Source organism: Paenibacillus sp. 19GGS1-52, from assembly GCF_022369515.1.
Lineage (GTDB): Bacteria > Bacillota > Bacilli > Paenibacillales > Paenibacillaceae > Paenibacillus_AQ.
The window spans coordinates 568,958-583,804 of the sequence record NZ_CP059724.1 but is presented as its reverse complement, the minus strand read 5'-3'; the positions used below and the strand labels follow the sequence as shown (position 1 = coordinate 583,804).

The window sequence follows — 14,847 nt, the reverse complement described above, 5'->3', positions numbered from 1 at the left end:
AGTAGAAACGAGAAACGGAAGAAGAAACGACTGTCATCCGACAGTACAAACCTACTGCTACCACTGCACAAAAATGCCCCCTAAGGCGGACACTTTGAACAAAGTGCCTGCCTTAGGGGGCATCGTGCTATACATTCAACTTAAGCGCGCTGCAGCCAAACTCTGGCCGCCTCAGCTTCTTCAGCGCTCAGGCGGTGGCCCTGATTGCCCCAGTGTGTAGTCACCTCAGCACCGGCACCCTGCAATAGGGTCTCTAGTTCCTGGGTTTCCGCAGTGGCAATAATCGGATCATTCTTACCTGCTCCGATGAAGATGGCGTGGCCTTTAAGAGAAGGAATCTCCACATTTCGCAGTGGCACCATCGGATGCAACAGAATAGAAGCGTGGAAGATATCCTTATAATGAAACAGCAGGCTGCCGGCAATGTTCGCGCCATTGGAGTAGCCGACGGCAACTAGCTTAGTAGCGTCAAAGCCGTATTGTGCCGCTGCCTCATCTAGAAACTGCTTGATCTCATGTGTGCGGAAGATCAGATCCGGTTCATCGAATACACCTTCAGCTAACCGCCGGAAGAAACGGGGCATCCCGTTCTCCAGCACATTCCCCCGGATGCCTAACACGGAGGATTCAGGCGACAACAGATCAGCCAGCGGCAGCAGGTCGTTCTCATTGCCGCCAGTGCCATGGAATAATACTAAGATTGGCTTAGTTTCGTCTGTACCCTTACGGAATACATGGATCATCCCTGCTTCACCTCAATTTCACGAATTTGAAAAGGACTGAGATTCTCTTCGATAGCCGCGCGGTGCGGCTCAAACCAAGCTGGAAGCATCAGCTTCAGACCCAGTGCATCCGGCTCTTCATCATTAGCAAAGCCCGGAGGATCGGTAGCGATCTCGAACAGGATTCCACCTTCTTCGCGGAAGTAGATCGCGTTAAAGTACTGGCGGTCTTGAACCGGTGTAGGCTGATAACCATGGCTTTGCACCAGGATGCCCCACTCCAGTTGTTCAGCATCATCTATTGCCCGCCAAGCAATATGATGTACCGTTCCGGTGCCTCCCGCTCCCTGCGGAACTGGAGTAGCCTTTAGGTCAATAATATTGCCTATATCTCCAGTTGATCTGTACCGTATATACCCGTCGCCCTCAGCGATACGCTCCATGCCCAGTGTATGACCAAGAGTATCCGCTGTTTTCAGCGGGTCCGTGCTGTAGAGAACCGCGCCACCGAAACCTTTGATCGCGTGCTCTACAGGTACTCCGGCGAAGGACCACGTGCTAGGAGCACCTTCCTCACGTTCCACCAGTTCTATCCGCAAGCCGTCATAATCGGCGAAGGAAAGATAGGATTCCGAGATTCTGCTTACTTCGGTAACGGGTATCCGGTACGTAGCAAGCCGCTGCTCCCAGAAGTCCAATGAGCCCACCGGTACCGCGTATGTGGTTACGCCAACCTGCCCGCCGCCAATTCTGCCTTTGCGCCCAGTGGACCAAGGGAAGAAGGTAATAATCGTGCCTGGCGCACCCTGTTCATTACCAAAATACAGATGGTAGACCTCTGGAGCGTCGAAGTTAATCGTTTTTTTGACCAAACGTAGCCCAAGAATCCCTGCATAGAAGTCCGCGTTGCGCTGTGCATCTCCAACAAAGGCCGTAATATGATGTATTCCTGAAGTTTGTAATGTCATTAGTATAATCCCCTTTCTTAAATAAAAGAATTTATATGTTGTACCTTATTAATCCTCCTTATATTTTTACGAGAAACTTCTGTCTCCTAAAAAGGACGACATAGTCGTTTCTTCTTAGTTAAAAAACAGTGCGTCGAGTGAAATCGAACCTGGACCCGCCAGCGCTACAGCAAGTGCAATCACCAGCACAGTCAGCGGAAATTCAATGCCGTTAGATGTAGACCAGAAGCCATTAGGTGCATGAACCTTGATAATTGCTCCAAGCATAGTAGCTATAATCAGTACGGCTGCCACCGGAGTAAACAGACCCGCTACAAATAGGATTCCTCCAACCAACTCCATCAGTCCGGCCAGCACCGCCATAGCGACTCCGGGTTTCATGCCAATCGACTCCATATATCCGCCGGTCCCTTTTGGACCATATCCACCAAACCAACCGAACAGCTTTTGTGCCCCATGCCCTACGAACGCAACCCCGATAACCACTCTTAACAACAACAATGCTACACTAACCATTTTAAACACTCTCCATTCTCTTCGATTTAATTATCTTAAGGTTAAGATATTAGGTAAAAAAATTTATGTTTCCTTCAGAGTTTATTGTACTTGGCGAGAAGCCTGTAGTAACAAACTACAAATTACTCTGTGCTGGTTGGATACTGTCGAGATGAATTCCGATAAGTTATAGATACACGTTAGCTACTATTTGGAACACCGATAAATTGAATAGACAACCATCTGATACGATAGATACGTTACTGTTCGATACTTTTAAAATACCATTGTGCACTTAAACTTACAAACTTAGCGATTCTACACGCCTTTGCCAAGTTTCTTCAGCAATTCTATGGCCTGATTCTTCTCATCGTTGTTCAGCCCGCCCATCAGATTATGGATGGAAGATACGTGTTGGGGAAATATTTCATCAAAAAGCGCACGGCCCGCTTCAGTAATCTCTGCATAAGTCACGCGCCGATCATCGCTGCATGGTACACGCTTCAGCAGTCCCTTACTCTCCAACTTATCAATATTGTACGTAATACTTCCGCTGGTAACGAGGATCTTCTCGCCAATCTGCTGCAGTGGAATACGCGTTCTATGATATAACACCTCAAGCACCATGAACTCAGCGGAGGCTAATCCGTGGCTCTTCATATCCTTAACCGCGTGATCCATCAGGCTCTTGTAGGCCTTGGATAACACAACGAACAATTTCAGTGATGCTGCTTTATCCTCATCAGCAGGACTGCCAGCCTTATTTAATGTCTCCTTGAATTCGCTCATCATTCACACCTCCGCTCCACTTCCATTTGTCTTTAAGTTAAGTATCTTTAAGTTAAGATAAATATAATCTATAATGCTATCTTTGTCAACAGCTTCTGCAAAAAAAAGCGTGAATTGACCTGACCTCCAAAACGGCGTATTCTTTTCCTTGCGATACTGGTTTCGCAAGCGTCTTCATTTACTAGGGAGATCTGCTGAGGGAGCTAGGAAAAGAATGCTGCTGCTGTGATCAGGGAGCTACTGCTGTGATTAGGTAGCTACTGCTGTGATCAGGGAGCTGCTGCTTAGATCAGGGAGCTACAGCTCAGATCAGAGAGCTAGTGCTCAGATCAGGGAGCTACTGCTGTGATTAGGTAGCTACTGCTGTGATCAGGGAGCTGCTGCTTAGATCAGGGAGCTGCTGCTGTGATCAGGGAGCTATTGCTTAAGGAGCTACTGCCTTTCTGGCTCAAAACCAATATTAGTGTTTGAAGCATTCGAGCGAACGAATACCGAGGCAAATATACAAAGCCTGAATAGTTGCAGATCAACCCAGGCGGACTGTAGATCCGCTATTTCACTTTCGAAAGGGATTACGGGATAGGAAGCGGACTCAGAATACGCTATTGAATTAGAAACAGAATCTTTTGGGAAGAAATTGGGGCAATAGCGTCCCTCGAGTCCGCCAAACTCCCAAATCGCCTGATTTCGAGCAAATAGCGGCTTCTCAGTCCGGTCCTGTCTTGTGCTCTCTTTAAGCTCAATAAGCCACTTTATCTTTTCTGAGGTCCGCTGGGTCAATCCCTGATTTTGCGATTGAGCCCCATTTTGCGATTGAGCCCCCATTCTAATGTATTTTGTACAGTAGAATATACCCAAAAGAGCAGGAATTATGATTCTAATGTATTTCTTACAGTAGAATGAATCAGAATCGCTCTTATACACATTATTTGCAAGAATCTAATGTATGAAATACAACAGAATTGTTCTTTCAGGTCAAATTGGAGGATTCTACTGTACTTTCTGCAATGAAAGTAGCTAACTGTTATTTCTTCACGTCGGCATGTCCTCACTATGGGGAAAGCTTTCAGCTAGAAGCACGTCTCTATACGATAGAAGGAGGTTGGACGATGAGAGCATTCCATTATACCTCCACCGGCGAAGCTTTGGAGGAACAAGCCGCGGCGCCGCGAGTGCTGATCGTGACTGCGGTCGCCGCCGAGCGGGACGCGGTCCTGCGCGGCCTTCAGGGCAGCGGCAGGTTCCATGTTGTGGCGGCTGGCGCTGGCACAGCCGCAGCAGCGGCGGGTACCGCCGCTGCACTGGCAGCCGGCGCCTACGGCTGCGTCATCAGCGCCGGGATCGGCGGCGGATTCCCGGGAGTGGCACCCGTAGGCTCGCTGGTCGTAGCCAGCGAGATGATTGCCGCCGACCTCGGGGCGGAGACGCCGGAGGGCTTCCGCTCCGCTGCCGAGCTCGGCTTCGGCAGCGTGTCCGTGCCGGCTGACTCCGGCACGGTGCAGGCGGTAACGGCCGCGCTGGCAGCGGCCGGACTTAACGTCAGCACGGGCCCCGTGCTGACCGTCTCGACGGCGACCGGCACAGCGGAGACGGCCGCCGCACTCGCCGCGCGCCACCCAGGCGCGGCGGCTGAAGCGATGGAAGGCCACGGAGTAGCCGTGGCCGCCATGGCGCTGGGGCTCCCGGTGCTGGAGCTCCGCGCGATCTCGAATGCGGTCGGACCACGCGACCGCGCAGCTTGGAAGATCGGCGAAGCCTTGGAAGCCTTAGAGGCTGCCGCCGCAATATTACTGGAGGTGCTGTAATGACAACTGAGCTGAATATCGCTTTCTCGCCTTGCCCTAATGATACTTTCGTCTTCCACGCTTTGGTGCATAGTCTTGTACCTAATGCTCCCAAGCTTAATGTAACCTATGCCGACATTGATATTACGAATAACCTCGCTGCTGAGGGTGTCGGACCGGAGGTGCTCAAAATCTCCTACGCCGCCCTACCCTGGGTGCTTGATCGCTATAAATTGCTCCCGTGCGGCGGTGCGCTAGGTCGAGGCTGTGGCCCTCTGCTGCTGACCGCTGGCGGACCAACATCTGTGAAACGTCCAGCAGGACTAACTGGACGCAGGATTGCGGTACCAAGTGAACGTTCTACCGCTTATCTGCTATTCCGGCTCTGGGCCGCCCAGCATGTGCCGGGTGGCATCGGCGAAATCGTCGTTATGCCCTTTGATGAGATCATGCCTGCCGTACGGGACGGTCATATCGATGCTGGACTAGTGATCCATGAAGCCCGCTTCACCTACCATTCCTATGGACTACACATGCTAACCGACCTTGGCAGTTGGTGGGAGAGTGATACCGGACTGCCGATACCGCTTGGCGCTATTATCGCCCGCCGCGATCTCGATACAGAAGCCATTACCGGCTGGATTCGCAGCTCTCTGCAATACGCTTGGGACCATCCACTGGAATCCAGAGAGTATGTCCTGAGCCATGCACAGGAGCTTGAGCCTGAAGTAGCCAAATCACATATTGATCTTTATGTGAATGATTTCTCCATGAATTTGGGCGAGGACGGCTATGCAGCTATATCAGCTCTGCTGGATCGTGCGGCTGCAGTTGGATTAGTCCCTGCCGTTGATCCCGCGCTGCTGCGATAGATAGATAAGCAATTTTCCCACCCCCTCACCTTCAAAAAGTTCCCAGGCTGCCTTATTAAAGGGCCCTGGGGATTTTTACTTATTCCACTGCATATATCTCATACTATATAAGGATGAATTCTATTTTCGGTTTGTATGAAGAATAAAGGAGGATAATATGCTGCCACAAGGAAACAGAAAGCAGAACATCGACCGCTTCTTGGGATTTCAAAATGACTATGACCGCTACCGCCCCACGGCTCCAGCACTTGTTATAGAAGTGCTGACGAATTACTTGGGAGGCAGACCTTCGCGTGTTGCCGATATTGGCTGTGGAACTGGCCTATCCACCTTTTTGTGGAAGGAGGCTGCCGACTCTGTAATCGGTATAGAGCCCAACACGGACATGCTGGGAAAAGCACTTGAGAAGCTAAGCCAAGATCCACAGGCTGCTGCTTCTTTATCTTTTGTACAGGGCTATTCCAATCAGCTTCCACTCGTATCCGAAAGTGTAGACATTATAACCTGCTCGCAGTCTTTTCATTGGATGGAGCCGGTAAGTACACTGCAGGAAATAGCACGCTGCTTGCGGCCAGGCGGAGTCTTTGCCGCCTATGATTGCGACTGGCCGCTGGTGCTCCAGCAAGATATAGAAGATCAATACAATCGACTGATTGGCAAAGCTGATGAACTTCTAGCTGTCCTGCTGCCCGAAACGGAGAGAGCGCATAAATGGGACAAAGAGAAACATCTGACCCAGATCAAAGCCAGTCAAGCCTTCTCCTTCGCCAGAGAAATTGTATTCCACAATACCGAGTCCTGTAATGCGGAACGTTATGTCGGTCTGACCCTCAGCCAAGGGGGAATACAAACTGTACTAAAGCTCGACCCGTCTAGCCTGGTTCAGGATATCGCCGCTTTCACAACTGCGGTGGGGCAATATTTTCAGGGACGGACCTTGCAGGTTCTGATTAGTTATCGAATGAGACTCGGAATAAAATAATTTCAAGGCTAGTCATAGCCTCTATTTTATCCTATACTGGCAATTATGAGACGAAGAACGTCCCGATTTTCCTCTAGTGAGGAGAGTCGGGGCGTTTTCTATTTTTGGGGAAGAGGGTGAGTGATTTGGTATTTGAAGAAGTACATAGTGAATTCATCGAAAAACACCTTGCTAAGAGGAGTGGTGAGCGGCTGGGTCGGCTGGAAAGAGGACATCGACACGCTGAGGTACTGTTTCTACGCAATGTTTGGTGGCCGCTCCGAGGGGACTTTGAAGATCTTCATCCCGAATACGAAGTTGCTGATTGGCGAGGCAGATCATATTTCGCTGATTTCGCCTGGTTGCCTGGACACATTAAGATTTTAATTGAAATAAAAGGCTTTGCCACGCACGTACGTGACATGGATCGGCAGAAATATTGCAATGAATTAAATCGTGAAACTTTTCTATACGCCATGGGATATCAGGTCATTTCCTTTGCTTACGATGATGTCGAACAACACCCCGACCTCTGTATCACCTTGCTGCGCATGGTTTTGAGCAAATATCAAACCTCACAAGTGCCGGTATTGCCCTTGCTATTGAAGGAGAAAGAAGTCATCCGTCTAGCCCTTGGACTAGCCCACCCGCTTCGCCCTAAGGATGTCGAGTTGCATTTTGAGGTTCATCATAGAACCGCAGTCCAACTGCTACACAAAATGTGTGATAAAGGTTGGCTGTTACCCTCCTATCGTGGCAATCAGAAAAGAATCGTCCGCTACGAGTTAGCACGTGGAGTATTCGACTATTTTGATTAGCATCAATTAGTGCCTCTATTTCGCTCGTTTCCACGATTTTCGAGCATATACAGGCATTTAATGCCGCTAATTCTACCCATAATAGCTGATTACTCTGTTTAACGTCGATTTAGAGGCACAAAATGCTGTTAATCCTGTCACTCAGCCCAAACCAACACAATTAACAGCAGAAATTCATGTTAAATTCAAAGTCAATAATCCCAGCAAAGCGAATCTGACGGCGTTCGGCGTTCGGGGTCCGGCGTCGGCGTTCGATGCGTTCACAGTATTCGCGGTGCTCGATGTCCGACGCGCCAGTATTCGGGAATTGAGATGATAGTGTGGCAGGGTGAATAGCAGAACAGAACAAAAGCGCCCAACTGCGGAAGCCCGCAAATTAGACGCTTTTTGACTCAGACACTCATTATTTATTCATCTTGAACTTTAGGAACAGCTCATTGTAATGGGCAAGCATCCGTTTCCCGAGATTGTCGTAAACTTCAAGCCGATCTGTAAGCGTAGCAGGCGGATAGAAGCGTGTGTCCTCGGAGACCTCTGCTGGCAGCAGTTTCAGCGCAGGGACGTTAGGCGTAGAATAACCGACATATTCGGCATTTTTCGCGGCTACGTCCGGACGGAGCATAAAGTTAATGAACTGATGCGCCCCATCTACATTAGCTGCCGTGCGTGGAATGACCATATTGTCGAACCACTTGTTCGAGCCTTCCTGGGGCACGATATAATCCAGCTTGTCATTCTCATCCATGATTTCGGCGGCATCACCCGACCAGACAATACCTACAGCGGCTTCTTCGTTAGCCAGCAGCATTTTGATCTCATCGCCGACGATTGCCTTCACGTTAGGAGACAGCTTATTCAGCTTGGTAAGTGCTGCCTGCAGATGAGCTTCATTCTGGTCATTCACTGAATAATGCAGGCTGTTCAGTGCCATGCCCATCACCTCACGCGCGCCATCAACCAGCAGGATATTATTCTTCAGCCTGCTGTCCCATAGAGAATCCCAGCTGTCGAAGTTCATCCCCTTGGTCATTTCAGGGTTATAGATAATACCTACCGTTCCCCAGAAATAAGGTACCGAATACTCGTTACCGGGATCGAACGAAAGGTCCATGAACCGTGGATCTATATTGACCAGATTTGGAAGCTTGCTATGGTCCAGCGGCAGCAAGAGCTTCTCTTCTCTCATCTTGGCGATAGCATAGTCGGAAGGGATGACGACATCAAATGTCGTTCCACCCTGCTCTACTTTGGTCAGCATCGCTTCATTGGAATCAAAGGTCTGGTAGATGACCGTGATGCCGGTCTCTGCCTCGAATTCCTTCAGTAGCTCAGGCTCGATATAATCGCCCCAATTATAGATAGTCAGTGTATTGCTTCCCGAATAACCCTCATTGGAGTTCATCCATGACCCCAGATACATCAAGGCAAAGGCCACGACTAAGATCGCCAGAAAAGTATTTACCAGTTGTTTCATCTTGGCACCCCCAATTCAGCGACAGGCTCTGCGATGCGGGGGCGATGTTTCCGACGTGTCAGAAAGTAATAACCGACAACCAGCAGAATCGTAAACAGAAAGATCATCGTCGAGAGTGCGTTGATTGATAAGGAAACCCCTTGCCGCGCTCGGGAATAAATCTCCACCGACAAGGTCGAATAGCCGTTGCCTGTCACGAAGAACGTAACCGCAAAGTCGTCCAGTGAATAGGTTAGTGCCATAAAGAACCCACTAAATATCCCTGGCTTAATAATCGGCAGGATGACTTTGGTCAACACATCGCGACGACTGGCCCCAAGATCATGTGCAGCGTCGGTTAATGTTGGACTCATATCCTGCAAATGCGGCAGAATCATCAGTACTGCAATCGGCACGCTAAATGCCACATGCGAGAGCAGTACAGATACGAATCCAAGCTTGATGCCGACAATAGTGAACAGAATCAGGAAGGATGCCCCAATAATGACATCCGGACTGACGATTAACACGTTGTTTAGCGACAGCAGACTATTTTTGGCCCGTCGGCTACGGGTACGTTGAATGGCCAGCGCTCCGACAATGGCAATCAAGGTTGCTATAGCAGAAGACAACAGTGCGATCACTAGCGTATTTATTACGATAATAATCAGCCGCGTATCCTGAATCACCTCACGATAATAATCCAGTGTAAAGCCTTCGAATTCATGCATGGTCCCACCGCTGTTGAACGAATAGTACATTAAATAGAAGATAGGCGCATAGAGAACGGCAAATACCAGAACCAGATACAGATTGGAGAATCCATTTTTATTTCTCATTTCTGCACCCCTTTCCGCGAGCCGCCAGTAACAATCATGAACAACGCCATAATGGCAATCAGGAATACCGCAACCGTGGAGCCCATGCCCCAATCCTGTGTGACCAGAAAGTGTTGCTCAATGGCGGTGCCAAGCGTAATTACCTGGCTGCCCGCGATGAGGCGGGTGATCATAAACAGAGAAAGTGCCGGTATGAATACCGCCATACACCCCGAACGCACCCCCGAGATCGTCAGGGGCACAATCACTCGCCGAAACGTTGTCCAACCGGAAGCGCCCAGATCGCGCGCGGCATCGAGCAACGACAAATTAAGTTCTTCGAGTGCGCTATAAATCGGCAGAATCATGAATGGGATAAAGATATAGACCGATACAAATACAAAGCTGAAGCCCGTGAACAGAATCTGTTGTTCCCCAAGCCCGAGCAGGTCAAAAAAATTATTAACCGGTCCGAATTTGCCGAAGATCCCAATGAATGCATATGTCTTCAGCAGCAGATTAATCCATGTAGGCAAAATAATCAGCAGCAGCCATAGCTGCTTGTGCTTGGTTCTTGTTAGCAAATAAGCTGCCGGATAAGCGATCAGCAAGGAGAACGCCGTGATCAGAAACGCATACCAAAACGAGTTAAGCGTCATTTTGAGATAGACGGGTGTGAAGAAGTTTACGTAATTGTCTATGGTAAGATGCCCATCCAGATCAAATAGAGAATAATAGATAATGAGCAGCACCGGCGCAATTACAAACAAGGCGATCCATAAATAATAAGGGATGAGATAATACGACCGGCCCTTATTCTTCATGACTCTCCACCTCGCCGTAAGCTTCCAGACGTCTGTCGAACTCTTCCTCCGTTTCGCCAAAACGCATGACATGAATGGCTTCCGGATCAAAATAGAGACCAATTTCACTGCCTACCGTTGCTTTCCGTGTGGAATGAACCAGCCATTCATGCCCGGATTCATCATAGCAGCAGATCTCGTAATGCACGCCCCGGAACAACTGGGAATCCACACGCACCTTCAGTTTGCCCTGCTCAAGTGTGGCAATCTCCAAATCCTCCGGCCGGATCACAACCTCCACCGCTTCATTAGCTTTAAGTCCGGCATCGACGCATTCAAAACGGTGGCCGCCCCACTCTACCACATAATCTTCAATCATTACGCCTGGTACAATGTTGGACTCCCCAATGAAATCCGCTACGAACCGGTTAATGGGCTCATCATAAATATCGTTTGGTGTACCGCTTTGCTCAATCCGGCCTTCATTCATGACAAAGATCCAGTCCGACATAGCCAAAGCCTCTTCCTGATCATGAGTTACGAAGATAAACGTAATTCCCAGACGCTGCTGCATTTCCCGCAAAATATACTGCATCTCCGTGCGCAGCTTCAGATCAAGCGCAGACAAAGGCTCATCGAGCAGCAGCACCTGCGGCTCGTTGACGATAGCCCGGGCAATCGCGACGCGCTGCCGCTGTCCACCGGACATTTCGCTTACACCACGCTGCTCGTAACCGACAAGGTTAACAAAGCGCAGCGCTTCCTGCACCTTTTGCGTGATAACATCCTTCTTAAGTTTCTTAATGCGCAGGCCGAAAGCCACATTCTCGAATACGTTCAGATGCGGAAACAACGCATAATCCTGAAACACCGTATTGACCTGCCGCTCGTTGGCGGGAATGTGGTTAATGACTTTACCGTTTAGATAAATAGAGCCGGCAGTCGGCTCGGCGAATCCAGCGATCAGACGCAGTATAGTCGTTTTTCCGCAGCCGGATGGGCCTAGCAGCGTATAAAATTTTCCACGCTCAATCTCGAAACTGACTCCTTTTAATACGGCCTCTTCATCGTCATATTGCTTGATAACTTCGTCAAATGAAATAATAGTGCCTTCCAGGGTAGTTATAGCTAACGACCTCCCTTACCTTATGTAGTACTAACTATTTTACCCGTTTCTAGCGGGGAACAATCGAACAAGAGCATACAGAGCGCTGATAAGCGACAATTGCTTCCTTCATTCGACACACTTCAATACTTATAGCATATAGGATGAGACCCTTTTATGCCATAGTTTACATTGTTAAAATGAACCCGGAAACTTAACAACTTCGTAAAAACTTCAGTCCTTACAACATGATTTGCAGTGCTATAATGAAAATGAATGAAAGTAGATGGTGTTTTCTTATTTTTGTGAAAGAAGATGAAAGTTATGAACGAGGGGTTACAAGACCGCCTTGAAAAATATGGATTCTCACTTTATATGATACGGGTTACACTAGCTGCCTCTCTCTCATGGGTGGCGGTACACAGCCTTTATGGCGACCGCTTTTTATACTTCGCACCCCTTGCGGCCATTCTCATCACCCAAGGGAGCGTTAAAGCTTCACTGGAAAAAGGGGTTTACCGACTGCTTGGCATCATTCTCGGCGGTACCGTCAGCCTGGTCGTGGGCCAGTTTCTCCATGTAGGGGGGCTATCCATTCTGCTGATCCTGCTGATCGGAATCGGGATCGCCACAGCTTGCCGTCTAAATATGCAAGCTGTCTCGCAGATTGGTGTGACTTCTGTGCTGGCTCTTACCTTTTATCAAGATAATTATGTACTGTGGAGAGTGGCTGAGACCTTAATCGGTGTAGCAATTGCCCTCATTATTAATATGATTATTGTACCTCCTAAAGGATTCGTCAAGATCAAAGGACTGGCATTCGAAGGAAGTCTGCTGCTGGCCGATGCTTTAAGCGGCTTGGTGCCTGGCGGACGTGGGTTCGCTCAGGCTTCCGCAATCTTGGAACGCTCGGGAGAACGACTGGCGCGCAGCGGCCAACAACAGAAAGAAATGCATTATACCGTGTCCCATTACCAGTATCGTGGTGAGCTACACCGCTTGACACATGCCACGACACATCTAAAGGTGATCCATTCCTATGTCAAGGAAATCGCCACAGAGCTTCAGCTTCTGCCGGCGCGTTATGCCGCTACGGATTGGATGGCTGAGGTCGTAGAGGCTACCGCTGATTGTATTGCCCTTTTCGGTACCAAAACCTTGTCTGACGCTGAATGCCAACGTTCCCTGCCAGAATGTCTGCACCGTGCCCGTGACCTGCAGCTGGCCTGCTTCTCAGAGCTGCAAGGACAATGCTCGCTGAGTGTCATCCGCGACCTGGGCGCCGTCTTCTCTCACTTGAACCGCGTGCTTGAAGAGGTTGAACAGGCTGATTTCGCTGCACTTTCGGCCGCACCGCAGCAAGCAAAAGCTAAGGCTGAAGCCGCACGCACCTTACGTTTCACAAGAAGAAAGGGGTTCGCTCGGCGCACCCGATTCTCAGAGAAGTAAGAAGAAGACTTTATCGTGTGAAACTTATAAATTCTTATATTTCAACCAAAAGACGCTCCCAATCTATAGCTTGGGAGCGTCTTTTATCTTGCCAATAAATAGTTATTGGCCTTCACCATCAAGCGTCCGACTCCTTCAAGCTTTGAACTGCGGTCTGTCCATATCAAAGATTCGTCCAATCGCAGCATAGGAAGCACCCGCCAGACGACTTACCGGCTTCAGCTTGCCAATATCGATGCGGCCATTCTCATATAGCTCCTCATCAATATAGAAGCCAATGACCTCACCAATAATCATATCGCAGTGACCTAATTCCACGTGCTGTGCCAAGCGGCACTCCATGGCTATTTTGCATTCCAGAACCCGCGGAACCTTTACCGCTTCTCCGGGAGTTGTAGTTAGTCCGGCAAGTTCAATTTCACTAATTCCGCTAGGCGCATTAATGGAGGTATGGTTAATAGCGGCGACATTATCCTCGTCCACGATATGGACAATAAACTCCTTGCTGGCCATAATATTCCGGGCAGTATCCTTCATTTCTCCATTTGGCTTCCGCACACAAGAGAACATAACCATCGCTGGATCATCATTCACTATATTAAAAAAACTGAACGGAGCGGCATTGACCACCCCCTCTTCATTTAGTGAAGTTACAAAAGCTATCGGTCTTGGCACAATGCTGCCGATTAGCAGCTTGTAGTTGTCATGTACTGTTTGCTCGTCCGTGCGAATAAACATGGAAGCTCCCCCTTTTTAATAACTATATAAACTTAAGATTCTCCTAAATCGGCTTTAATCGCAACTGCGGTGAATGTTTTTAGTTCAACTTATACAGACTGCTTGGCAGTCCGTCCTATTCTCACATTTACCATAATAATACTGCTGACTATCAGCAGTAGGCCAAGCACAAGATTCCAGGTGATCTGTTCATTTAATAATACTACGCTTGCACCTATGGAAATCAATGGGATCAAAAAAGTGAACGAGCCTACCTTACCGGCTTCCCCTTCATTAATCAGTTTAAAGTAAACCAGCCAACCCAAAGCAATAACGAAAATGGCAATAAACAGCGTGTTTAATACAAATGAAGAATTCCAGGTAATATCCGTCCATTGCTCTGTAGCCGAGCCGAAGATTAGCAGGATTACCCCACCGATTGTAATCTGCATCGCTGTCATCCATAACATATCCACTCTTGCTGCGTTCTTTTTCAGATAGATCGTACCTAAAGCCCAACTCAAGGCACTAGCCAGAGCTAGTATAATCCCGGAGAGTGAGATGCTGCCGGTAATGCCTCCGATACTGAGTGAGGCTACCCCGAGGAAACCTAGCAGCAGACCGGTCATTTTGAGCCCGTACATACTTTCCCCCAGCCAGAGCCAAGAGAAGATACCAAGCAGCACAGGCTGCAGAAATACGATCGACGAGAACAGCCCTGCAGGCACATATTGCAAACCAATAGTCTGAAAACCATAATAGAAAACAATACTTAATACTGCTGAGGTAAGATAAATCGGCCAAAGCTCCTTCAAGCGAAGCGCTTGTAGCTTCGGCAGTGCGATCAGGATTAAAATGAGACCGCCAATAACCGTACGGATTCCTGCAAATAACAAGGGCGGAGAGTAGTCCAGAGCAATTTTGGAAAGAGGCCAGTTAATGCCCCATACTACTACCAAGAAGATAAGAAGCATAACGGATTTCTGTCGCTGAGACATGTGTTCACTCCTTGTCTATGATTCATTTCAAATGATACAATAAATGTACTCATAAATAAAATGAATTATATTCATAAGGGGCATACCATTTCTGA

The 14,847-nt window shown here is 48.7% G+C and carries 15 protein-coding genes; 5 read left to right on the top strand and 10 right to left on the bottom strand.

Annotated features, from left to right (window positions below):
- Positions 1-140 precede the first annotated feature (140 nt).
- The 4 genes from H1230_RS02735 to H1230_RS02720 all read right to left on the bottom strand — a co-directional run bounded on the left by H1230_RS02735 (position 141) and on the right by H1230_RS02720 (position 2,974).
- Positions 141-743, bottom strand: a complete 603-nt coding sequence (locus H1230_RS02735) for an alpha/beta hydrolase (protein WP_239714119.1) — start codon at positions 741-743, stop codon at positions 141-143.
- Entirely contained in the window at positions 740-1,690 is a 951-nt protein-coding gene (locus tag H1230_RS02730; RefSeq protein ID WP_239714118.1) for a ring-cleaving dioxygenase, read from the bottom strand. The genes H1230_RS02735 and H1230_RS02730 overlap by 4 nt, the downstream gene beginning before the upstream one ends.
- Before the next feature lie 114 nt (positions 1,691-1,804).
- Positions 1,805-2,206, bottom strand: a complete 402-nt coding sequence (locus tag H1230_RS02725; RefSeq protein ID WP_239714117.1) for a DoxX family protein — start codon at positions 2,204-2,206, stop codon at positions 1,805-1,807.
- Positions 2,207-2,503: 297 nt separating this feature from the next.
- Positions 2,504-2,974 (bottom strand): MarR family winged helix-turn-helix transcriptional regulator, encoded by a 471-nt coding sequence (locus H1230_RS02720; RefSeq protein ID WP_275591237.1) that lies wholly within the window; start codon positions 2,972-2,974, stop codon positions 2,504-2,506.
- 1,109 nt (positions 2,975-4,083) lie between these two features.
- On the opposite strand from H1230_RS02720, the gene H1230_RS02715 reads away from it, so the two are divergent.
- From H1230_RS02715 to H1230_RS02700, 4 genes are all read left to right on the top strand, one after another.
- Positions 4,084-4,779 carry a futalosine hydrolase gene (locus H1230_RS02715; protein ID WP_239714116.1) on the top strand — a complete coding sequence of 232 codons (696 nt, stop codon included), beginning with the start codon at positions 4,084-4,086 and terminating at the stop codon, positions 4,777-4,779.
- Between the two features lie 11 nt (positions 4,780-4,790).
- Positions 4,791-5,630, top strand: a complete 840-nt coding sequence (locus H1230_RS02710) for a 1,4-dihydroxy-6-naphtoate synthase (protein WP_239717046.1) — start codon at positions 4,791-4,793, stop codon at positions 5,628-5,630.
- A 157-nt stretch (positions 5,631-5,787) separates the two neighbouring features.
- On the top strand, positions 5,788-6,612 hold the full coding sequence (locus tag H1230_RS02705; protein ID WP_239714115.1) for a class I SAM-dependent methyltransferase: 825 nt from the start codon (positions 5,788-5,790) through the stop codon (positions 6,610-6,612).
- Positions 6,613-6,737: 125 nt separating this feature from the next.
- The gene (locus tag H1230_RS02700) at positions 6,738-7,409 is read left to right on the top strand and encodes a DUF559 domain-containing protein (protein ID WP_239717044.1); all 672 of its coding nucleotides are present in this window, start codon (positions 6,738-6,740) and stop codon (positions 7,407-7,409) included.
- A 403-nt stretch (positions 7,410-7,812) separates the two neighbouring features.
- Here H1230_RS02700 and H1230_RS02695 read toward each other — a convergent pair whose 3' ends face one another.
- The 4 genes from H1230_RS02695 to H1230_RS02680 are packed head-to-tail and all read right to left on the bottom strand — an operon-like array spanning position 7,813 to position 11,600.
- On the bottom strand, positions 7,813-8,883 hold the full coding sequence (locus H1230_RS02695) for an ABC transporter substrate-binding protein (RefSeq protein WP_239714114.1): 1,071 nt from the start codon (positions 8,881-8,883) through the stop codon (positions 7,813-7,815).
- On the bottom strand, positions 8,880-9,701 hold the full coding sequence (locus H1230_RS02690; protein ID WP_239714113.1) for an ABC transporter permease: 822 nt from the start codon (positions 9,699-9,701) through the stop codon (positions 8,880-8,882). The genes H1230_RS02695 and H1230_RS02690 overlap by 4 nt, the downstream gene beginning before the upstream one ends.
- Positions 9,698-10,504, bottom strand: a complete 807-nt coding sequence (locus H1230_RS02685; RefSeq protein WP_239714112.1) for an ABC transporter permease — start codon at positions 10,502-10,504, stop codon at positions 9,698-9,700. Before H1230_RS02685 ends, H1230_RS02690 begins: the two co-directional genes overlap by 4 nt.
- Entirely contained in the window at positions 10,494-11,600 is a 1,107-nt protein-coding gene (locus H1230_RS02680; RefSeq protein ID WP_239717042.1) for an ABC transporter ATP-binding protein, read from the bottom strand. The genes H1230_RS02685 and H1230_RS02680 overlap by 11 nt, the downstream gene beginning before the upstream one ends.
- A gap of 312 nt (positions 11,601-11,912) precedes the next feature.
- Here H1230_RS02680 and H1230_RS02675 point away from each other — a divergent pair, with 312 nt between their 5' ends.
- A complete protein-coding gene (locus tag H1230_RS02675; RefSeq protein WP_239714111.1) occupies positions 11,913-13,037 on the top strand; it encodes an FUSC family protein in 1,125 nt (374 codons plus the stop codon).
- A gap of 135 nt (positions 13,038-13,172) precedes the next feature.
- Here H1230_RS02675 and H1230_RS02670 read toward each other — a convergent pair whose 3' ends face one another.
- Both H1230_RS02670 and H1230_RS02665 read right to left on the bottom strand, forming a co-directional pair.
- The gene (locus H1230_RS02670; RefSeq protein WP_239714110.1) at positions 13,173-13,775 is read right to left on the bottom strand and encodes a flavin reductase family protein; all 603 of its coding nucleotides are present in this window, start codon (positions 13,773-13,775) and stop codon (positions 13,173-13,175) included.
- Positions 13,776-13,864: 89 nt separating this feature from the next.
- A complete protein-coding gene (locus H1230_RS02665) occupies positions 13,865-14,752 on the bottom strand; it encodes a DMT family transporter (RefSeq protein WP_239714109.1) in 888 nt (295 codons plus the stop codon).
- Between the last annotated feature and the right edge of the window lie 95 nt (positions 14,753-14,847).